The sequence below is a fragment of the Mesorhizobium sp. WSM4847 genome, assembly GCF_055811335.1.
Genome location: NZ_JBVVPY010000001.1, coordinates 1 through 21,299, shown reverse-complemented (window position 1 = coordinate 21,299; position 21,299 = coordinate 1). Strand labels below are relative to the sequence as shown.

Here is a 21,299-nt window from a genome sequence, read left to right as displayed (position 1 = left end):
CAGCGGATCGCGTCCGACCTTCGTCTTGCCCAAAATGCATCCCAAGCTGGCTTCATGCTGAAGCGCCCCACCGTGATTCTCGCCTTTCTGCTCATCCTGTCCGTCGCTGCTCACGCTGCGGATGGCCTGGAGCAGCGGCTTGGAAAGCTCCTCGACGAGGCCGAGCGCCTGACGCCGCTGCGCACGGTTGCCATCGCGCATGAGGGCGCGGTGGTGGCGGAGCGCGGCTATCGCGGCCACTCTCCGGCACGTCCTGCCAACATAAAATCGGCCTCCAAGTCGATCATCTCGGCGCTCGTCGGCATCGCCATCGACAAGGGCGTGCTGCAAGGCACTGACCAGAAGATCGCTCCGCTTCTTCAGGCCGACCTGCCCGCCGACGCGGATCCGCGGGTCCAGCAGGTTACGATCGGACATCTGCTTTCCATGCAGGCGGGGCTGGGACGGACCTCCGGCCCGAACTACGGGCGCTGGGTGGCAAGCGACAACTGGGTGCGGGCAGCGCTCGCCATGCCCTTCGACGACGATCCGGGCGGCACCATGCTCTATTCCACCGGCTCGACCCATCTCCTTTCGGCGATCCTGACGCGGCGGACCGGCCGCTCGACCCTGGAACTGGCGCGCGAATGGCTCGGGCCGCAGCAGGGCTTTTCCATCACCGCCTGGGACCGCGACCCACAGGGCATCTATCTCGGCGGCAACCAGATGGCCATGAGCCCGCGCTCGCTGCTGGCCTTTGGCGAACTCTACCGCAGCGGCGGGATGAGCCGCGGCGGACGGCAGCTCGTGCCGGCCGATTGGATCAAGCTCTCCTGGCAGCCACGCACCGCCTCGCGTTTCACCGGTGACGGTTACGGCTATGGTTGGTTCATCCGTCAGATCGCGGGCGAATCGGTCTTCTACGGGTGGGGGTATGGCGGGCAGATGGTCTATGTTGTGCCCGGGCGCGCGTTGACCGTGGTCATGACTTCAGATGAAAACGGCCCCGCCGGCCGCAGCGGCCACCGCGACGATCTCCATGCCCTGCTCGGCCGGATCATTGAGGCGACGAAAGAGGTGCGCGAGGCTCGCAGCAAGTAACGGATGTCGCGCAAAAGTGCGCCTCTGCACAGAGGATTTGACGGGTTCGATGGGTTGCAAGCTGGGCAGGCTGTCATGCAGCCCGGTGCGGCGAGGAAGCCGCTACTCCGCCGCCACCCCTTTCACCTCGAGATAGGATTCCATCGAATCGTCCATCGCCTGCAGCCAGGCCGTGTGGTGCAGCGGCGCCATCGTGCCGGTCATCAGCGAGCGATAGGCATTGTCGCGGAATGTCATGATGTTCTCCACCTTGTGGTGTTCCCACTCCATGAAGGTCTGATTGACAGCCTCGACGTCGAAGCCTGGATAGTCGGTCTGCTCCATCAACTCTCTGGTGTAGTCGCCCTGGAACCAGATCATCTGCTCGGCGTCCTCCAGCGTTTCCTCACGCGCCCGCCATTTCCTGCCGTGTTCCGCCATTGCCTCGGCCGAAGGCAACTTTATGCGGCCCATGATGACGTCGCGCGCGAACCAGGCCTGCGCGTCGAACATGTTGAACGTGTAGAACTGGTCCTGCATGCCGATATAGGACAGCTGCGGGTTCTTCTCCCAGACGACGCCCTCGTATAGCCCGTCCGGCCACATGCGGTTGGCGGTCTTGAGCTTCAGATCCTCGGTCAGGAACGGGAAGGAGTGGAGGTAGCCGGTGCACAGGATGATGGCGTCGACATCGCTGGTGCTGCCGTCCTTGAAATGCGCGGTCTTGCCGACGACCTTCTGCAGCAGCGGCACTTCCTTCCAGTTGTCGGGCCATTTGAAGCCCATCGGCTTCGAGCGGTAGCTGGAGGTGATCGATCTGGCGCCGTATTTGTAGCATTGCGAGCCGATGTCCTCGGCCGAATAGGAGCGGCCGATGATCAGGATGTCCTTATCCCTGAATTCCATGGCGTCGCGGAAATCATGGCTGTGCAGGATGCGGCCGTTGAAGGTCGAAAAACCTTCGAAGTAGGGAACGTTGGGCACGGAGAAGTGCCCCGAGGCAACGACGACGTTGTCGAACTCCTCCGAATAGGTGACGTCGTTGGTGCGGTCATGCGCGGTGACGGTGAACTTTTTCGTCGTGTCGGAGAAGGTCACCATGCGCACCGGACTGTTGAAGCGCACCCATTGGCGCACACCGGATTTTTCTACGCGGCCCTTGATGTAGTCCCACAGCACGGCGCGCGGCGGATAGGAGCCGATCGGCCGTCCGAAATGCTCCTCGAACGTATAGTCGGCGAATTCGAGGCATTCCTTCGGCCCGTTCGACCAGAGATAGCGGTACATCGAGCCATGCACCGGGTCGCCATGCTCGTCGAGGCCGGTGCGCCAGGTGTAATTCCACAGGCCGCCCCAGTCGGACTGCTTTTCGAAGCAGACGATTTCCGGAATGTCCGCGCCGTTGTCGGCTGCCGACTTGAAGGCTCGAAGCTGGGCCATGCCGGACGGCCCGGCTCCGATGACGGCAACACGACTTTTCATTGCGGGCCTCCCGGTCTCATTTCTCTAACGAAACAAATTTCACTGACAGGACAGTAATTGCCCCTTCGATGCTGTCAACAGGCCTTCTGCTGAAACCACGTTTCACCAATCGGATTTTCAGCAGAACCGCATGGCGGAAACCCGGAGAGCACGCGTTCGACATAAAGTGGCTTGCCGTCGCAGTTGCGCTCTGTATCAGCAGCGAATATGTTCACCCTGAGTGAAATTAATCTGCAGGACCGGGTGGCGACATGGCGAAGAAAGCTTCCAGTTTGAGGAATGGCGCCGCCGCCAAGGCCAAGCCACAGCCGAAGGGCGTGGCAACGATCCGGACGCCACTGACCCAGGACCCGCACGCCGTCCGCGACACCCGCGAAAAAGTCCTGGAGGTCGCAATCGGCCGCGAGGTGCGGGCGTTTCGCAAGAAACTCGGCATCACTGTTGCCGATCTTGCCGCTGCCACCGACATTTCGCTTGGCATGCTGTCGAAGATCGAAAACGGCATCACCTCGCCGTCGCTGACCACCTTGCAGGCGCTGTCGCGGGCGCTCGGCGTTCCGGTCACCGCCTTCTTCCGCCGCTTCGAGGAAGAGCGCAGCGCCGTCTTCGTCAAGGCCGGCCAAGGCCTCGATGTCGAGCGGCGGGGTACGCGCGCCGGCCATCAGTACAACCTGCTCGGCCATATCGGGTCGAACACCAGCGGGGTCGTCGTCGAGCCCTATCTGATCACGCTGACCGAGGATTCCGACGTGTTTCCGACCTTCCAGCACGAGGGCATGGAGTTCCTCTACATGCTCGAAGGCGAGGTGGTTTACCGGCACGGCAGCAATCTCTATCCGATGAAACCCGGCGACAGCCTGTTCTTCGACGCCGACGCGCCGCACGGCCCGGAACAGCTGACGCAACTGCCGATGCGCTATCTCTCGATCATCTGCTATCCGCAGAGTAGCGCGGTTTGAGCGGCTTCGGACGCAAGCGAAGTCCCCTCATTGAGCGCCGTGGCCGCGAAGCGGCCGGATGGAATGTTACAGGTCCAGGCTAGAACCGCTCTATCTCTTTGTTTATGCGCAATTCCCTAGGGAAAGCGCTATGCGCTTTCCCGGGAAAGCCGTTTCACGCTTTTCCTGGAATTGCTCTAATGCATGTCGCGCAAAAGTGTGCAGCGGTTTTGCGATATCGACATGCATGAAACAACAACCTAAAGCGCGTCGCATGGGGCCGGTCAAATGCGATGCGCTTTAGGATGACGGCAGGCCGAAGGCCGCAAACAAGCTGGGGCCGAGCGGCGGCACATAGATCGTCAGGGCGGCGATACCGCCCTCGGCGGGCTCGATCACATGCAGCGAATGGGCTCGCCACGCAGGGTCATTCTGGCTGCGGGAATAGACCCCGACTGCCGGCTGGGCATTGGCTCCAATGGCTACGGTGCGGAAGCCCGAAAAATTGCCCCAGATGGTCTCGAGGAAACTGCGGATCGCCGCGCGTCCACGATACCATTCCTGCCAGGGCGGCATGCGATAGGTGGCGTCCTCCCGCAGGAGTTCGATCAGGCTGTCGAGATCGGCGGCCTCCCAGGCTCGCATGTAACGTTCGAGCAGCAGGCCTTCGTCGGGGTTGGGCTTCGATCGATGGATGGGACGTCCTTGGGGATATCGCGCCGCAAGGGTTATGCGGGCCCGCTGCAATGCGCTGTTGATCGAAACCGTCGACCCGCCCAGCAATCCCGCCGTTTCGACAGCCGACCAGCCCAGCACGTCGGAAAGCAGTAGAGCGGCGCGCTGCCTGGGCGGCAGATCCTGGATCGCGGCGACGAAAGCGAGTTGGACGGCTTCGCGGGTCTCGTAGCGCGCTTCCGGACCCGGCTCACCATCAGCGCGGCCCGGTAGCTCTGCGTCCGGGTAAGGCTCCAACCAGGTGACCTCGGCTGCAGGGCCGCCTGTGGCCATCCCGTGGGAAGCCGGCGGTTCGGGCTGCTGGAGAATGCGATTCGCCCTCGACCTGGCCTTGAGCGCGTTGAGGCAAGAGTTGGTCGCGATCGTGTAGAGCCAACCGCGAACCGAACCCCGCCCATCGAACTCCGATCTTGCGCGCCAGGCGCGCAGAAGCGTGTCCTGGACAAGGTCGTCCGCCTCGTGCAGCGAGCCCATCATGCGATAGCAATGGAGCTTGAGCTCCCGGCGATGGGCAGCCGTGAACTGTTCGAAGGCCAGCCGATCGAGGATCGGCTGGCCCGGCTCACGTACCGGCTTGAGAGGTGCCTGCGAGTCTGTCATGCGGATCCGGCAATTTTGAGTTTGCATTACGCGCGTCTCAGGCGGCCGGCGCAAGTCCGCTCGCGCTCACTGCGAAGGAACATCCTTGCGATTGTTGGGTGGCGAGTGCCACCACCGCCCGTCCGACGTCGGCCGGCGTCTGCATGTCGAGGATGCCCGCGATGAACTCCATGGGCCGGACGCCCCTATAGGCCGAAATGCTCTCGATGCCGGCGTCGCCCACGCCGGTCCCTGGCATGATGCGCATAGGCGCAAGCGCCATGAAGCGCAGGTCGAAGCCGCGCCGATCCGATTCCTTCTGGCTATGACCGGCCAGGAACATCTGCATGCGTTTTGCGCCGGCATAGCCGCCGGAATTCGGTGGCCCCCCGGTCAGAGCCGCGCCGCTGGAGATCAGAACAACCCGGGCGCCCGGTTTGAGCGGACGCCGAAGCGCGGCCTTGCAAAACAGAAACGACGCCTTGACGTCCGTTTCCCAGTTTGCGGAGAACGCCTCCCAGTTCTGTTCATGTAGGGGCGCGGAGGGGGCAAGAGCACCTGCGCATATCACCAGGACGTCCGGTTCCAGCGCGGCGAAGACCTGATCGGGAGCGATGTCCACAGTTGCATCGACCGCGAACGTCTTCACGCCCGAAGTCTCCCGGGCAAATTCCGCCAGGGTCTGTTCGCTGCGGGCGACTGCGAGGACCGTCGCTCCCTCGCTGAGGGCGGCTTCTACGATCGAGCGGCCGACACCACGGCTTCCTCCAACGACGACGACATTCTGACCTTGTAACAATCTCATGGACCCACCTTGCTATCCGGGCAGCTGGACCATCCAGGCACGCCCATTGATAAGGACAGCGCGGGCGGTCTGAAATCATCGGTGCGGGGTCAAAAATCTTCTCAGGTGATCGGAAGCGCCGGTGCAAGCCTCCTTAATCCGGCCCGAAGCCGGGCGATGTCGGGCTGCCGTCGTCCAGCTTCGACAGCCATTCGACCAGCGTCGCGCGGTAGCGTGTCAGGCCTTTGTAATTGGCGAGCTCTTCGGGAAGGTCGCGGATGACGCGGTGCAGGCGCCGCGCCCATTTCGGCTGGGTCACCAGTTCGTCCATTTTGATGAGATAACAGCGGATCGGGAAGACGATGCCGTTCGAGCGCGGCAGCCGCCAGAAGCTCTGCAATTCGACACGCAGATGGACCTTGTCGCCGACGTTTTCGGGCGTCACCGTCGCCCGGTCCGGACCCCATTTGTGGTAATTTTCCGGACTGGTGTCGAGGCGCGGATTGATGGTCATCGTCCAGTTCAGCCGCCGCGCCGGCTTGCCCTGCTGGATGTTGGTGAGGAATTTTAGCGCCCGGGTGAAAATCCCCTTCTCATGCGCCAGCGGCACCGGCGCGTGCCATTCGAAGAAGTTCATGCCGATGTCGAAATCCAGCGACCAGTCGGCCTGGGTGGTGACCATGCCGGCATCCATCCACAGATTGCCGTCGCGCTGGTCGAGGATGCAGAAATCGCCCTGGCTTTGCCGCGTGATGTATTCCATCGGCCCGTAGGGCAGCGTCGAGACATCGCCGAAGGTGAAGCTGTCGTCGATGCCGAGCGGCCGGTTGATCCAGCGCCATTTGTCGCCGTCGCGCGTCAGCGTGAAATGCTCGGGATAGCCCAGCGCCTGCTGTTCCATCAGAAGTTCGAGCAGGTCCCAGCCGGCCAGCGTCATGTGCGGCAGTGACTGGCAGCGCAGCGGGTCTTCCGCCAGCACCAGCGCGCGGTCCTGCATCTCGGCGACATAGTGCTCGTCGACGTCGATCAGGTTTTCGAGCGCGCTGCCCTTCGGTCCGACGACGTGCGGCTCGATGTTGACCGCATACATGTAGCTGTCCTCGTGGAACGGGAACGGGAACCGCCTGATGTGCTCCGGGCTGTTCCTGAAGGTGAAGTCGTTACGGAACGTTTCGTTACGAAAGGTGATGCCCAAGCTCGCCTCCTATCTTTCCAGAACCAGCGACCTGCCCTCGAAGCGCGAGACGCAAGGCATGATCTTCTTGCCGCAACGGTGCTCGTCCTCGCTCAGCCAGTGGTCGATGTGGATGAAGTTGCCGTCATGCGCGATGACATTGGTCTCGCACTGGCCGCAGACGCCGCCGCGGCAGAGATAGGGCGGATCGACGCCGGCGGCCTCGATCGCTTCGAGCAGGCTCTGCTGCTCGCCGACACGGATCGACTTGCCGCTCAGGGCCAGCGTCACGTCGAACGGCGCGCCGGGCTGCGGAGCGGCGAAATGCTCGAAATGCACGGTCTCCGTCGGCCAGCCCAAGGCAGCGGCGCGGTCACGCACCCAGCCGATCATGCCCGACGGGCCGCAGACGTAGAGATGCGTGCCAAGCGGCTGCGACGACAGCAGCCGGTCGAGCTCGATCCGCTCGTCGCGGTCGTCGTGATAGAGCCTGACGCGGCGGTCGTAGCGTTCTCTAAGCACATCGGCATAGGTGCCGAGCGAGGCGGTGCGGCAGGTGTAATGCAGCTCGAAATTGCCGCCTTCCGCTGCCAGCTGCGCGGTCTGCGCCATGAAAGGCGTGATGCCGATGCCGCCGGCCAGCATCAGGTGCTTCCTGGCGCGCAGGTCGAGCGAGAACAGATTGACGGGGTAGCTGATCACCATCTCCATGCCGGGCCTGACATGCCTGTGCATGAACAGCGAGCCACCGCGGCCAGCATCGTCGCGGCGCACCGAGATGGTGTACTCGCGCGTGTCGAGCGGCGAGCCCATCAGCGAATAGGGATTGAGCCTGGTCCGCTCGCCGCCGCGCATCTCCACCACAACATGGGCGCCGCCGGAGAATGTCGGCAAAAGCTGCCCGTCGCGCCGGCGGAAATGGAAGCGCGTGACAAGTTCGTTGACCGGGACGACATCGCTCACGACGACGTCAAGCTTGGTGGTGCCGGTGCTCATCGAAAGATCTCCTCCGCCGGAGGAATTTCGCTGCGGTCTTCCGCATTGATGCAGACGCCCTGGAATGCGGCGAGGCGCCTGGAATAGTGATCGCGTACCAGAAGAAGCAGGCCACAATGCGAACAGGTCGCCGGCTGCGTCGTCACGTTTTCGGTGATGCCCTTGCAATGGACGCATTGAACGCGGCGCGCCAGCGAGCCGCGATGCTCGGTCTGGATCGAGGTGTGGTCGATGCCGGCTTCGAGCGCCGCCTGCATCGCCTGGCCGATCAGCCCCTCGGTGCCGGCGAGATAGAGGCGCAGGCCCATATGCGCGTTGGCCAGCGTCTGCTTCAGCCGCGGCAGGGCGCTGGCGAAGGAAGGTCCTTGGTAGAACTGCGCCGGCTTCAGCGCTTCGAGCGCGGCGACATGCTGGCCCTCATTGCCGGGGATGAAAATAATATGGGCATCGGCAAAAAAACCGTCGGGCGCCTTGGGGGCCAAGTCCGTTATCGCCAGCGCGCCGTCTGCATCGGCCACGAAAAGATGGTGCTTGCCGGGCTGCGGCGACAGGGTTCCGTAGACCGGCCGGCTGATGATGCTTTTCGCTGCCATCCTCTCAGTATGCCTTAGCCTTTTGCCGTGCGCTTGGTCTTCTTCGGATCGTCGAATGGAAGCGGCTCGGCCGTTGCGCTGATGGCGCCGCTCTGGTTGCGGATCTCGAGCCTGGTGCCCTGGACGGCACAATCGACATCGAGCCGGGCAATGCCCATCGATTTCTGGACCAGCGGCGAATACATGGCGCAGGTCACCACGCCGACCCTTTTGCCGTCGCGATAGACCGGTGCGCCCTCGTCGGCCGGCTCCTTGCCTTCGAGCAGCACGCCGAAGATCTTGAAGCGTTCCTTGCCCTTGAGGCGGTAGTGCTCCTCGGCGCCGCGAAACCCTGTCTTGCCGGGGCTGACGGTAAAATCGAGGCCGAGTTCCCACAGCGTGTCGCCGGGGCCTTCGTTCTCGAACGGATATTTCTGCGAATTGTCGTAGGGGTAGAACAGGAGGTAGCTCTCGACGCGCAGCATATCGAGCGTGGTGAACCGGCACGGGATGATGCCGGCGCTCTTGCCCTCGTCGAGGATGGTGTCCCAGATCGTGCCGGCATCCTGGCCACGGCAGAAGATCTCGTAGCCGCGTTCGCCGGTGTAGCCGGTGCGTGAGATCATCACCGGAAGACCGAACAGCCGGGTCTGCATGTGATGGAAATAGGCGAGGTCGCGTATGCCAGGCACATGCTTGGCCAGGTAGTCGACTGATATCGGTCCCTGCAGCGAAAGGTCGTGCATATTGTCGTCAAAGCGCAGCGAGACATCGCGGCCCATGGCGGCGCGCTGCAATTCCTCATGGCCGGTGCCCGAACCATGCACGACCATCCAGGCATTCGGACCGGTGCGGTAGAGAATGCAGTCGTCGGTGAACTTGCCGGCCTCGTTGAGCATGCAGGCATAAGCCGACTTGCCGGGATATATTTTCTCGACGTCGCGCGTCGTGGCGAGGTCGATCAGGTGCGAGGCATGCGGCCCGGTGATGTGGACCTTCTTGAGGCCCGACACGTCCATCAGCCCGGCCTTGGTGCGGATGGCGATGTACTCCTCGTCGGCGTCCTTGTCGTAGGTCCAGGCAGTGCCCATCCCGCTCCAGTCTTCGAGCTTCGAACCGAGCGTACGATGGCGATCCGCCAAGGTCGAAAATCTCCAGGATGCGGTCATGGACTTGCTTCTCCTCACAAGATTGCCGGCGTTCGCCGCTCATGGGCACTGAGGCCATGCGACGGTCCGCGCCATATTGACTCAAAACTCCAAAAGCGCGCAATACTAAGATGCAAAAAGTTTTACTGAGAGGCAAGGAACGCAACTGAACGGAGGGGACATGCAATGGAAGGGAATCTCAACGCTCTAACGACCATTTTCACGGAGTTCTATTACTGGGTGACCATCGTCATGATGTTCCTGATCCATGTCGGGTTCTGCATGTACGAGGTCGGCGTGTCGCGTCGGCGCAATCATCTGAAAACGCTGATGAAAAACGCGATGGCGATTCCGCTCGTCACGATCACCTTCTATTTTTTTGGCTGGTGGATCTATTTCGGCTTCCCCAACGGGCCGGGCATCGCCGGCGGACTTGTCACGGCGCCATTTGCCGAACCATGGAATCCGCTGATGGGCACCCATCTCTCCGGTGTCAATCCGGGCGAGACGGGGGTCACCCCTACCGACGCGGCGCTGTGGCATCGCCTCAACGGCGTGTTCTGGGGCGCCTTTCTGCTGTTTTCCATCACGACGGCGTCGATCATCTCGGGCTCGATCATAGAGCGCGCGCGCTCTGGCGCGTTCTGGATCGTCGCGGTGCTGATCGGCTCGGTCCTGTGGATCCTCGACGCGTCCTGGGGCTGGCATCCGCAAGGCTGGATGGTGAAACTGTGGGGCTATCACGACGCCTATGCATCGGGCGTCGTGCACGCAATCGCCGGCGGAGCGGCGCTCGCCTTTCTCATCGTGCTTGGGCCGCGCATCGGCAAATTCAGGCCCGACGGCACGGCCCGCGACATCCCGCCCCATAATGTCTGGCTGGTCACGATCGGCCTGTTCCTGATCTTCACCGGCTTCTGGGGCTTCTATGCCGCGTGCAACATTCCGCTGATCAGCCCGGCCACGATTGCCGGCCAGATCACCGGCGAGACCTGGACGGCGACCAATATCTATCTCGCGCCGACCACGCTCTCGGCGGTCACCTTCAACTTCTTGATGTCGCTGTCGGGCGGTATGCTGGCCGGCTACATCGTCTCGAAAGGCGACCCTTTCTGGACGTTCTCTATGGGGCTTTGCGGCATCATCTCGGCGTCTGCCGGCAACGACCTCTATCACCCGATCCAGGCGATGCTGATCGGCGCGATCGTCCCGAGCATCTGTTACAAGCTGCACTATTTCGTCGAGCGCCGATTCAAGATCGATGATGCGGTCGGCGCCGTTGCGGTGCACGGTTATGGCGGGTTCCTCGGGGTGGTGGTGGCGGGCTTCATGCTGTGGGGACAGCCGTCCTCGCCCTATGAGGGCTTCGCGCACATCAACCCGCTCGGCAATTTCGCTGGTGCGGTGCTGATGTTCGTGCTCGGCTTCGTCCCCACCTTCGTCGTCTGCAAGATCCTCAACAGCATGAACCTGCTGCGCGTACCGAAAAAGGTCGAACTCGAGGGCGTCGACTTTGCCCTCAACCATGCGTTCGAGGCGTCGGTCCGCGAACTGGGAACCGCCGAAAAGGCCATGATCAAATAGTCAACCGACAAGTAGTCAACCGACAGGGAGAACCGCAATGTCGACCAATGGAATGGAAAGCTGGGCCGTGGACCTCAAGGACGTCGGCGCGATCTACCCTTTCCAGGGCTCTGAAGTGGTGATGGTGATCGTCGGCCTCGTCTTCTGGATCGGGTGGCACGTCCTCCAGACGCGCCAGGAGAACGCTGAGATCGAGGCCGATATGGCGGCGGATCGCACCGGAGAGGAAACCAGAAAGGCGATCGACCGCCATTAGACCGGAATAAGGTCGCCTGGCGTCTCAAATCGCGCCGGGCGACTTGTCCAATATGAAAAAAACTTTCATATGAGTTGAATTCTATTTATGAAGCTGGTAGCACCGAAATCATACCTCACCGCGGGAGCCTGGCATGTGCGGAATCGTCGGATTGTTTTTGAAGGACAAGTCGCTCGAGCCCCAACTCGGCTCGATGCTTTCGGAGATGCTGATCTCGCTCAGCGATCGCGGCCCCGACAGTGCCGGCATCGCCATCTATGGCACGCCATCCGGCAACGAGGCCAAGATTACCATGCAGTCGGCAAAGCCGGAGCAGGATTTCGGCAACCTTGACGCCGAACTCGCCAAGGCGATCGGAGCGCCAGTAAGCATTGCAGTGAAATCGACGCATGCGGTGGTCAGGACCGCGCCTGCCAAGATCGACGAACTGCGCGAGGCGATCCAGGCGCTGCGCCCCGACATCCGCATCATGGGCGCCGGTGACGTCGTCGAAATCTACAAGGAAGTCGGCTTGCCCGAAACGGTGGTCGATCGCTTCGACGTGCGCAGCATGACCGGCACGCACGGCATCGGCCATACCCGCATGGCGACGGAATCGGCAGTTACGACGATGGGCGCGCATCCGTTCTCGACCGGCGCCGACCAATGCCTGGTGCATAATGGGTCGCTGTCCAATCACAACAACGTCCGCCGCGAGCTGATCCGCGAAGGCATGAAATTCGAGACCGAGAACGACACTGAAGTCGCGGCCGCCTATCTCTCCTCGCAGATGGCGCATGGCAAGAATCTCGGCGAGGCGCTGGAAGGCACGCTGAGCGACCTCGACGGCTTCTTCACCTTCGTCGTCGGCACCAAGAACGGCTTCGGCGTGGTGCGCGATCCGATCGCCTGCAAGCCTGCCGTCATGGCCGAGACCGACCAGTATGTCGCCTTCGGCTCGGAATATCGCGCGCTCACCAAACTGCCCGGCATAGATAATGCGAGGGTCTGGGAACCGGAGCCTGCAACCGTCTATTTCTGGGAGCATTGAATTCATGCCGGCAATCAACGTCTCCAAGGCACTCGACCAGAGCCATGCGTCACGGGTCGTCGACCTGGCCGAGATGCCGCTGCGCGAGCTCAACCAGGCGCTTCACGATCTGACCCCCGGTTCGAACCAGACCGCTTGGGAAGTGCTCAATCCGAAAGGCAGCCATTCGGTCGCCGTCGGCGTCGAACAGCCGGTCACCATCGATGTCCGCGGCAGCGTCGGCTATTATTGCGGCGGCATGAACGACGGCAGCGCCATCACGGTGCATGGCTCGGCCGGACCCGGCGTCGGCGAAAACATGATGTCGGGCTCGATAACGGTCAAAGGCGATGCCAGCCAATATGCCGGTGCCACCGGCAGGGGCGGGCTGCTGGTCATCGAGGGCAACGCGTCGTCGCGCTGCGGCATCTCGATGAAGGGCATCGACATCGTCGTCCACGGCAATATCGGCCATATGTCGGCCTTCATGGCGCAGTCCGGCAATCTGGTGGTGCTGGGCGATGCCGGCGATGCGCTCGGCGATTCCATCTACGAGGCGCGGCTGTTCGTGCGCGGCAAGGTCGGCAGCCTCGGCGCCGACTGCATCGCCAAGGAGATGCGGCCCGAGCATCTGGCATTGCTGCAGGACCTGCTCGACCGCGCCGGGGTGACCGGCGTCAAGGCGGCGGAGTTCACGCGTTACGGCTCGGCGCGCACCCTCTACAATTTCAACATCGACAACGCCGACGCGTATTGAGGCTCAATGACCTATCGCAACCCGCCGACGACGCCGCGCAAATCCGCGACCTTCGACGACTACACGCTTTCCGAGATCCGCCGCGCCGCTGCGACCGGCATCTATGATATCCGCGGCGCCGGCGCCAAGCGCAAGCTGCCGCATTTCGACGACCTGCTTGTCCTCGGCGCCTCGATCTCGCGCTATCCGCTCGAAGGCTATCGCGAGCGCTGCGACACCAGCGTCGTGCTGGGCTCGCGCCATGCGAAAAAGCCGATCGAGCTGAAAATCCCGATCACCATCGCCGGCATGAGTTTTGGCTCGCTGTCCGGCCCGGCGAAGGAAGCGCTCGGCCGCGGCGCGACGCTGTCCGGCACCTCGACGACCACCGGCGACGGCGGCATGACCGAGGAAGAGCGCGGCCATTCCAAGACGCTGGTCTACCAATACCTGCCGTCGCGCTACGGCATGAACCCGCGCGACTTGCGCCGGGCGGATGCGATCGAGATCGTCGTCGGCCAGGGCGCCAAGCCCGGCGGCGGCGGCATGCTGCTTGGCCAGAAGATCTCCGACCGCGTCGCCGAAATGCGCACCCTGCCCAAGGGTATCGACCAGCGCTCAGCCTCACGCCATCCCGACTGGACCGGACCCGACGATCTCGAAATCAAGATCCTGGAACTGCGTGAAATCACCGACTGGGAAAAGCCGATCTACGTCAAGGTCGGCGGCGCGCGGCCCTACTACGACACTGCCCTTGCGGTGAAATCAGGCGCCGATGTCGTCGTGATCGACGGCATGCAGGGCGGCACCGCCGCAACCCAGGAAGTGTTCATCGAGAATGTCGGCCAGCCGACGCTTGCCTGCATCAGGCCGGCGGTGCAGGCACTGCAGGATCTCGGCATGCACCGCAAGGTGCAGCTGATCATCTCCGGCGGCATCCGCAACGGCGCCGATGTCGCCAAGGCGCTGGCGCTCGGCGTCGACGCGGTGTCGATCGGCACCGCCGCACTTGTCGCGCTCGGCGACAACGATCCGCGCTGGGAGGCGGAGTACAACGAGCTCGGCACCACCGCCGGCGCCTATGACGACTGGCACGAGGGCCGCGATCCGGCCGGCATCACCACGCAGGACCCCGAGCTGATGAAACGGCTCGATCCGACAGCGGCCGGGCGACGGCTGGCCAATTATCTCAAGGTGATGACGCTGGAGGCGCAGACGATCGCCCGCGCCTGCGGCAAGAACAGCCTGCACAATCTCGAGCCCGAGGATCTCGTCGCGCTGACGATCGAAGCCGCCGCCATGGCCGGTGTGCCGCTGGCCGGCACCAACTGGATACCGGGGAAGAACGGCTTCTGATACCAAACTACCAAATACCAATAAGCGAGGAAACTATAATGGGGAACGATCTCGCCGCCTTCGCCAAAGGGAACGGCGTCAAATATTTCATGATTTCCTACACCGACCTGTTCGGTGGACAGCGGGCCAAACTGGTGCCGGCGCAGGCCATCGCCGACATGCAGAAGGACGGCGCCGGCTTTGCCGGCTTTGCCACCTGGCTCGACCTGACGCCGGCGCATCCAGACATGCTGGCGGTGCCGGATCCGGATTCGGTCATCCAGCTGCCGTGGAAGCCGGAAGTCGCCTGGATTGCCGCCAATTGCATGATGGACGAAAAAACGGTCGCCCAGGCGCCGCGCAACACGCTGAAGCGGCTGATTGACGAGGCGGCGGGCGACGGCATGCATGTCAAGACCGGCGTCGAGGCCGAATTCTTCCTGATCTCGCCGGACGGCAAGACGATTTCCGACGAATACGACACGGCGTCAAAGCCCTGCTACGACCAGCAGGCGGTGATGCGGCGCTATGATGTCATCGCCGAGATCTGCGACCACATGCTGGCGCTCGGCTGGGGCGCCTACCAGAACGACCATGAGGACGCCAACGGCCAGTTCGAGATGAACTGGGCCTTCGACGATGCGCTGGCGACTGCCGACAAGCATTCCTTCTTCAAGTTCATGGTGAGGTCCGTTGCGGAAAAGCACGGCCTGCGCGCCACCTTCATGCCAAAACCATTCCCGGGCCTGACCGGCAATGGCTGCCACGCCCATATCTCGGTGTGGGACAAGGACGGCAAGACCAATGTCTTTGCCGACAACGCCATGGAGCTCGGCCTGTCGGCGAAGGGCAGGAATTTTCTCGGCGGCATCATGAAGCATGCCTCGGCACTTGCCGCGATCACCAACCCGACGGTCAATTCCTACAAGCGCATCAATGCGCCGCGCACCATTTCGGGCGCCACCTGGGCGCCGAACTCGGTGACCTGGACCGGCAACAACCGCACCCATATGGTGCGCGTGCCCGGCCCCGGACGCTTCGAGCTGCGCCTGCCCGACGGCGCGGCAAACCCTTATCTGCTGCAGGCGGTCATCATCGCCGCCGGCCTCGACGGCATCCGCTCGAAGGCCGATCCCGGCAAACGCTACGACATCGACATGTACCAGTTCGGGCATACGGTGGAGGGCGCGCCGAAGCTGCCGCTCAACCTGCTCGATGCGTTGCGCGAGTTCGACAACGACAAATCGCTCAAGGCAGCGCTGGGTGAGGAATTCTCGTCGGCTTATCTAAAGCTGAAGCATCAGGAATGGAATTCCTATGCTTCCCACTTCACCCAGTGGGAGCGCGACCACACGCTGGATATCTAGAGCATCGGACCGAAAAGTGTGAAGCGGTTTTCGGACGATTCCGATGCGTCAAGAATGGTCCTGCGCGGCGCGAGCGACCTCGGAATAGAGCCATGAAATACTCGATCTTCTCCCTCGCCCGTGCGGCATTTTCCGGTCACAAGAATTGGCAGCGCACCTGGCGCGACGCCAGCCCGAAGGACCGCTACGACGTGGTGATCATCGGCGGCGGCGGCCACGGCCTGGCGACGGCATGGTTCCTCGCCAGCGAATACGGCATCAGGAATGTCGCCGTGCTCGAAAAGGGCTGGATCGGCTCCGGCAATGCCGGCCGCAACACCACCATCATCCGTTCCAATTACGGGCTGCCCGGCAATACCGGCTTCTACGAGCTGTCGATGAAGCTCTGGGAGCGGATGGAGCAGGACCTCAACTACAACACGATGGTCAGCCAGCGCGGCGTCATCAACCTTTACCATTCCGATGCGCAGCGCGACGCCTATGCGCGGCGCGGCAACACGATGCGCATCAACGGCATCGATGCCGAACTGCTCGACCTTGCCGCGGTCAAGAAGATGATGCCGTTCCTGAACTTCGACAATGCCCGCTTTCCCGTGCAAGGCGGCCTGCTGCAGCGGCGCGGCGGCACAGCACGCCACGACGCCGTGGTCTGGGGCTACGCCCATGCGGCGAGCGCGCTCGGCGTCGACATCATCCAGAACTGCGAGGTGACCGGCTTTGGGCGCGACGCCAACGGCAAGGTAACCGGCGTCGAGACATCGCGCGGCACAATCGGCGCCGGCAAGGTCGGCATGGCCGTCGCCGGCAGTTCGTCGCGCGTCGCGGCGATGGCTGGCCTGCGGCTGCCGATGGAGAGCCATGTGCTGCAGGCCTTCGTTTCCGAGGCGATCAAGCCGCTGATCCCCAATGTCATGACCTTCGGCGCCGGCCATTTCTATGTCAGCCAGTCGGACAAGGGCGGGCTGGTCTTCGGCGGCGATATAGACGGCTACAATTCCTATGCCCAGCGCGGCAACATGCCTGTGATGGAAGACGTCTGCGAGGGCGGCATGGCGCTGATGCCGATGATCGGTCGCGTGCGCCTGTTGCGCCAATGGGGCGGCATCATGGACATGTCGATGGACGGCTCGCCGATCATCGACAAGACGCCGGTGGACGGGCTCTATCTCAATGCCGGCTGGTGCTATGGCGGCTTCAAGGCGACGCCCGGCTGCGGCCTTGTCTTTGCCCATCTTCTGGCCCGCGACGAACTGCACAAGGAGGCGGCGCGCTTCCGCCTCGACCGGTTCCGGCGGGGCGCGATGATCGATGAAAAGGGCGTCGGCGCCCAACCGAACCTGCACTGAGGACGGCCCGAAAAGCATGCGTATTGTCTGTCCCTTCTGCGGCGAACGCGAACTCGGCGAGTTCACCTATGTCGGCGACGCCAAGCCGCTGCGGCCGGCAGCCGGCGCCTCGGAAGACGAGGTGTTCGACTATGTCTATCTGCGCGACAACATTGCCGGCGAGGCCAGCGAACATTGGTACCATGGCGGCGGCTGCCGGGCCTGGCTGAAGATCACCCGCAACACGCTGACGCACGGGATCTCCTCGGTCGAGCCGGCGGCGGGTGTCGGGGCGAGGCAGGTGGCAAAATGAATTCTGTCCAAGTTGGCGCCGCCCCTCACCCTTACCCTCTCCCCGTCACTATACGGGGAGAAGTGCCCGGCAGGGCGATGAGGGGCAGCGCTGCGTTCCTGCATGACGTCAAAGCGACGGAAGGCCGGCAACCGTGATCACCAGCCAGCCCCATCGTCTCACATCGGGCGGTCTCATCGACCGCTCAGTGCCGCTGAACTTTCGCTTCGACGGCAAAACCTTTGCCGGCTTCCAGGGCGACACGCTGGCCTCGGCGCTGATCGCCAATGGCGTGAAGCTGGTCGGCCGCTCGTTCAAGTACCACCGGCCGCGCGGCATCCTGACCGCGGGCTCGGAAGAACCCAACGCACTGGTCGAGCTGCGCACCGGAGCCCGGCGTGAGCCCAACACCAAGGCGACCACCGCCGAACTTTATGACGGTCTGGAAGCCGCCAGCCAGAACCGCTGGCCGTCGCTGCGCCACGATCTGATGGCGGTCAACCAGCTGTTCTCACCGATGTTCGTCGCCGGCTTCTACTACAAGACCTTCATGTGGCCGGCAAAATTCTGGGAAGCGGTCTACGAGCCGGCGATCCGCCGCGCCGCGGGTCTCGGCCGCGCCGCGGGCGTTGCCGATCCTGATCATTACGACAAGACGTGGGCGCATTGCGACGTGCTGATCGCCGGTTCCGGCCCAGCCGGGCTGGCGGCAGCACTTGCCGCCGGCCGATCTGGTGCCCGCGTCATCCTGTGCGAGGAAGATTTTGCGCTTGGCGGCCGCCTGCTTGCCGACGGCGGCACGATCGACGGGGTGCCCGCAGCCGAATGGATTTCGCGCACGCTGGCCGAGCTCGCCTCGCTGCCGGACGTCCGCATCATGACCCGCACGACGCTGTTCGGCGTCTATGATGGCGGCACCTATGGCGCGATCGAGCGGGTCAACGACCACCTGCCCTCCCCGCCAGAGCATCAGGTGCGCCAGCGGCTGTGGCGGATCGTGGCAAAGCGCTCGATTGTTGCCGCCGGCGCCATCGAACGGCCGATCGTTTTTGCCGGCAACGACACGCCCAGCGTGATGATGGCTTCGGCGATGCGGACCTATATCGCGCGCTATGCGGCAACCCCGGCGAAGAGGATTGCGCTGTTCACCAACAATGAGGATGGCTGGCGCACGGTCGAGGCGGCACTCGACGCCGGATTGCAGATCGCTGCCGTTGTCGATGCGCGTCCGGACGTATCGGCCGCGCATCGCGCGCTTGCCGCCAAGGCCGGCTTTGCCGTTTTGAACGGTTTCGTCAGCGGGGTGGACGGCGGCAAGGACGGTGTCAGGAAAATCTCGGTGGCGCTCGCCGGCGGCGCACGCGCCGAGGTCGAAGCCGACGGGCTTGCCGTTTCCGGCGGCTGGAACCCGGCGGTCGGGCTGACTTCCTACCATCGCGGCCGGCCGAAATGGCAGGACGACATATCCGCCTTCGTGCCGGACGGCGCGCCTCCCGGCATGGTGGCCGCCGGTGCCGCCAACGGCGCTTTTGGGCTCGGCGCCTGCCTGCGCCAGGGATTCGCCGCCGGTGCGGCGGCAGCGCAGAGTGCCGGACACAGCGGCAATGCCGGCGCTCCGCCAGTCGCCGAAGACGAAGCTTTTTCGCTGACCCCGCTCTGGCATGTTGCCGGCAGAGGCAAAGCCTTTGTCGACTACCAGCATGACGTCACCGCTGCGGACATCGAACTGGCGCAGCGCGAAGGCTTTGAGTCGGTCGAGCACCTCAAGCGCTATACGACGCTCGGCATGGCGACCGACCAGGGCAAGACCTCGAATGTCGCCGGCCTCGCGATCATGGCGGCGCTGTCAGGAAAATCCCTTCCCGAGACCGGCACGACGATCTACCGTCCGCCCTATGTGCCGGTCGCCATCGGCGCGTTTGCCGGCCATCATCGCGACGAAAACTTCCATGCGACAAGGCTGACGCCGTCGCATCACTGGGCAGCCGAACAGGGCGCGGTGTTCGTCGACACCGGCTTGTGGAAGCGCGCGCAATGGTATCCGCACGCCGGCGAGAAGGACTGGCTGGAAACGGTCACCCGCGAGGTCAAGGCGGTGCGCGGCGGTGTCGGTTTTTGCGACGTCTCGACGCTCGGCAAAATCGACGTGCACGGACCGGATGCCGGCGCCTTCCTCGACCGCGTCTACATCAACACTTTCTCCAACCTTGCTGTGGGAAAAGCCCGCTACGGGCTGATGCTGCGCGAGGACGGCATGGTCTACGACGACGGCACCACGTCGCGGTTGGCCGAGGACCACTATTTCCTGACCACCACGACCGCCAAGGCCGGGCCGGTGATGCAGCATCTCGAATTCTGCCGGCAGGTGCTGTTTCCTCAATTCGACGTGCAACTTACGTCAGTCTCCGACCAGTGGGCGCAATTCTCGATCGCCGGGCCGAGCGCACGGGAGTTGCTGAAACAGATCGTTGATGATTCAGAGGACCTTTCGAACGAGGGCTTTCCATTCATGGGCGCGCGGGAGGTATCCCTTCGCGGCGGCATCGGGGCGCGGCTGTTCCGCATTTCGTTCTCCGGCGAGATGGCGTTCGAGATTTCCGTTCCGGCCCGCTACGGCGACGCGCTGGTGCGCAACCTGATGCTAGCCGGCAAACAATTCGGCGTCACGCCCTACGGCACCGAGGCGCTTGGCGTCATGCGCATCGAAAAGGGCCATGTCGCCGGGCCCGAGCTGAACGGCACGACGACCGCGGCCGATCTCGGCTTGGGCAAGATGATGTCCACCAAAAAGGATTTTGTCGGCCGCGTTATGGCCGGACGCGAGGCGCTGGTCGCACCGGATCGGCAGGTCGTGGTCGGCATCAAACCGACCGACAAGACGCGCCGCCTGCGCTCCGGCGCGCATGTCGTTCCGAAAGGCGAGATACCGGGTTCTGCCAACGACCAGGGTTATGTCACTTCGGTCTGTTTCTCGCCGACACTTGACCAGTGGATCGGGCTGGCGCTTGTCGAGCGCGGCCGCGAGCGGATCGGCGAGATCGTCCATGCGCACGATCCGCTGCGAGGTGAAGACTATGATGTCGAGCTGTGCAATCCCGTCTTCTACGATCCGGATGGAGGGCGCCAGCGTGGCTGAGTTTTCGTGGATTTCTCGCAGTCCGCTGGAGCATGTCCTTGTCGTAGGCGCCCATGGCGCGTGCGACGTCGCGCCGGGCATTTCCCTCACTGAAGTTCGCAATTTCGACCTGATCCAGGTGATGGCGCGGCGCGGCAAAGGGGCGGAACTGGCAAACGCCGCCAAGGCCCGTTTCGGCATGGCGGCTCCGGATCTGCCGAAGGCCGTCAGCACTTCAGACGTGACGCTCATCTGGTCGGGACCGGATCAGTTCCTCGTCCTGTCCAAGGCCGGCAAGCACGCGATCGACATTTTGAGACAAGCTTTCTCGCAATCCGCCTCGCTGTCGGACCAGTCGCATGCGCGCGCCCTGATCAGCGTGGCGGGAGCCAAGGCGCGCGCCATGCTGGCGAAATTGTCGTCGATCGACCTGCACCCAACGGCGTTTCCGATCGACGCCGCTGCCGCCACATCGATCGACCACACCGGCGTCAATCTCTGGCGTGGCAATGACCGGCCGGACGGGCAGCCGATGTTCAACCTTCTGGTGTTTGCAAGTTTCGCCGAAAGCCTGTGGCACACGATGCTCGACGCAGCCGCGGAGTATGGCGTCGACATAGGGTATTCAGGGGAGTTGGGGTAGCGGTTGCCTCTTCCCTTCTCCTCTTGTGGGAGAAGGTGGATTGGCGCGCAGCGCCAAGACGGTTGAGCAACCGTGCTTCAAACGGAAGCCGGATTCCAGGGTTTGTTGGTGCGCACCATAGCGTTGAGGGTTGTGATGAGCTTGCGCATGACGGCGACGATGGCGACCTT

Annotated in this window: 19 protein-coding genes; 12 read left to right on the top strand and 7 right to left on the bottom strand. The window is 63.3% G+C overall.

What is annotated here, in order from left to right; all coding sequences use genetic code 11:
• The first annotated feature begins 54 nt into the window (after positions 1-54).
• Positions 55-1,080 (top strand): serine hydrolase domain-containing protein, encoded by a 1,026-nt coding sequence (locus AC0L28_RS00095; RefSeq protein WP_473474858.1) that lies wholly within the window; start codon positions 55-57, stop codon positions 1,078-1,080.
• Between the two features lie 102 nt (positions 1,081-1,182).
• Here AC0L28_RS00095 and AC0L28_RS00090 read toward each other — a convergent pair whose 3' ends face one another.
• Positions 1,183-2,541, bottom strand: a complete 1,359-nt coding sequence (locus AC0L28_RS00090) for an NAD(P)-binding domain-containing protein (RefSeq protein WP_473474856.1) — start codon at positions 2,539-2,541, stop codon at positions 1,183-1,185.
• Between the two features lie 251 nt (positions 2,542-2,792).
• Between AC0L28_RS00090 and AC0L28_RS00085 the strand changes: the two genes are divergently transcribed.
• On the top strand, positions 2,793-3,500 hold the full coding sequence (locus tag AC0L28_RS00085; RefSeq protein ID WP_023799471.1) for a helix-turn-helix domain-containing protein: 708 nt from the start codon (positions 2,793-2,795) through the stop codon (positions 3,498-3,500).
• A gap of 279 nt (positions 3,501-3,779) precedes the next feature.
• Here AC0L28_RS00085 and AC0L28_RS00080 read toward each other — a convergent pair whose 3' ends face one another.
• From AC0L28_RS00080 to AC0L28_RS00055, 6 genes are all read right to left on the bottom strand, one after another.
• Positions 3,780-4,814, bottom strand: coding sequence for an RNA polymerase subunit sigma-70 (locus AC0L28_RS00080; RefSeq protein ID WP_473474854.1), 1,035 nt, complete (start codon positions 4,812-4,814; stop codon positions 3,780-3,782).
• Between the two features lie 37 nt (positions 4,815-4,851).
• A complete protein-coding gene (locus tag AC0L28_RS00075; RefSeq protein ID WP_473474852.1) occupies positions 4,852-5,598 on the bottom strand; it encodes an SDR family NAD(P)-dependent oxidoreductase in 747 nt (248 codons plus the stop codon).
• 133 nt (positions 5,599-5,731) lie between these two features.
• Positions 5,732-6,772, bottom strand: a complete 1,041-nt coding sequence (locus AC0L28_RS00070; protein WP_287226122.1) for a heme-dependent oxidative N-demethylase family protein — start codon at positions 6,770-6,772, stop codon at positions 5,732-5,734.
• A gap of 9 nt (positions 6,773-6,781) precedes the next feature.
• The gene (locus tag AC0L28_RS00065; protein ID WP_473474850.1) at positions 6,782-7,747 is read right to left on the bottom strand and encodes a PDR/VanB family oxidoreductase; all 966 of its coding nucleotides are present in this window, start codon (positions 7,745-7,747) and stop codon (positions 6,782-6,784) included.
• Positions 7,744-8,340: a dimethylamine monooxygenase subunit DmmA family protein gene (locus AC0L28_RS00060; RefSeq protein WP_287226126.1), complete on the bottom strand. Its 597-nt coding sequence runs from the start codon at positions 8,338-8,340 to the stop codon at positions 7,744-7,746. Before AC0L28_RS00060 ends, AC0L28_RS00065 begins: the two co-directional genes overlap by 4 nt.
• Before the next feature lie 14 nt (positions 8,341-8,354).
• Positions 8,355-9,488 carry an aminomethyl transferase family protein gene (locus AC0L28_RS00055; RefSeq protein ID WP_287236894.1) on the bottom strand — a complete coding sequence of 378 codons (1,134 nt, stop codon included), beginning with the start codon at positions 9,486-9,488 and terminating at the stop codon, positions 8,355-8,357.
• 165 nt (positions 9,489-9,653) lie between these two features.
• On the opposite strand from AC0L28_RS00055, the gene AC0L28_RS00050 reads away from it, so the two are divergent.
• The 10 genes from AC0L28_RS00050 (at position 9,654) to AC0L28_RS00005 (ending at position 21,129) form a co-directional block, all read left to right on the top strand.
• A complete protein-coding gene (locus AC0L28_RS00050; protein ID WP_287232500.1) occupies positions 9,654-11,051 on the top strand; it encodes an ammonium transporter in 1,398 nt (465 codons plus the stop codon).
• Positions 11,052-11,088: 37 nt separating this feature from the next.
• The gene (locus tag AC0L28_RS00045) at positions 11,089-11,307 is read left to right on the top strand and encodes a hypothetical protein (RefSeq protein ID WP_287072904.1); all 219 of its coding nucleotides are present in this window, start codon (positions 11,089-11,091) and stop codon (positions 11,305-11,307) included.
• Between the two features lie 133 nt (positions 11,308-11,440).
• A complete protein-coding gene (locus tag AC0L28_RS00040) occupies positions 11,441-12,337 on the top strand; it encodes a class II glutamine amidotransferase (RefSeq protein WP_287236893.1) in 897 nt (298 codons plus the stop codon).
• Between the two features lie 4 nt (positions 12,338-12,341).
• A complete protein-coding gene (locus tag AC0L28_RS00035; RefSeq protein ID WP_473474846.1) occupies positions 12,342-13,073 on the top strand; it encodes a GltB/FmdC/FwdC-like GXGXG domain-containing protein in 732 nt (243 codons plus the stop codon).
• Between the two features lie 6 nt (positions 13,074-13,079).
• Positions 13,080-14,408: an FMN-binding glutamate synthase family protein gene (locus AC0L28_RS00030; protein WP_473474844.1), complete on the top strand. Its 1,329-nt coding sequence runs from the start codon at positions 13,080-13,082 to the stop codon at positions 14,406-14,408.
• Between the two features lie 38 nt (positions 14,409-14,446).
• Positions 14,447-15,754, top strand: a complete 1,308-nt coding sequence (gene glnT, locus AC0L28_RS00025; RefSeq protein WP_023799483.1) for a type III glutamate--ammonia ligase — start codon at positions 14,447-14,449, stop codon at positions 15,752-15,754.
• 92 nt (positions 15,755-15,846) lie between these two features.
• Positions 15,847-17,100: a sarcosine oxidase subunit beta family protein gene (locus AC0L28_RS00020; protein ID WP_473474842.1), complete on the top strand. Its 1,254-nt coding sequence runs from the start codon at positions 15,847-15,849 to the stop codon at positions 17,098-17,100.
• 16 nt (positions 17,101-17,116) lie between these two features.
• Positions 17,117-17,392: a sarcosine oxidase subunit delta gene (locus tag AC0L28_RS00015; RefSeq protein WP_473474840.1), complete on the top strand. Its 276-nt coding sequence runs from the start codon at positions 17,117-17,119 to the stop codon at positions 17,390-17,392.
• Positions 17,393-17,528: 136 nt separating this feature from the next.
• Complete coding sequence (locus AC0L28_RS00010) at positions 17,529-20,507, top strand: sarcosine oxidase subunit alpha (RefSeq protein WP_473475371.1); 2,979 nt, start codon at positions 17,529-17,531, stop codon at positions 20,505-20,507.
• On the top strand, positions 20,500-21,129 hold the full coding sequence (locus AC0L28_RS00005; protein WP_473474838.1) for a sarcosine oxidase subunit gamma: 630 nt from the start codon (positions 20,500-20,502) through the stop codon (positions 21,127-21,129). Before AC0L28_RS00010 ends, AC0L28_RS00005 begins: the two co-directional genes overlap by 8 nt.
• Positions 21,130-21,299 lie beyond the last annotated feature (170 nt).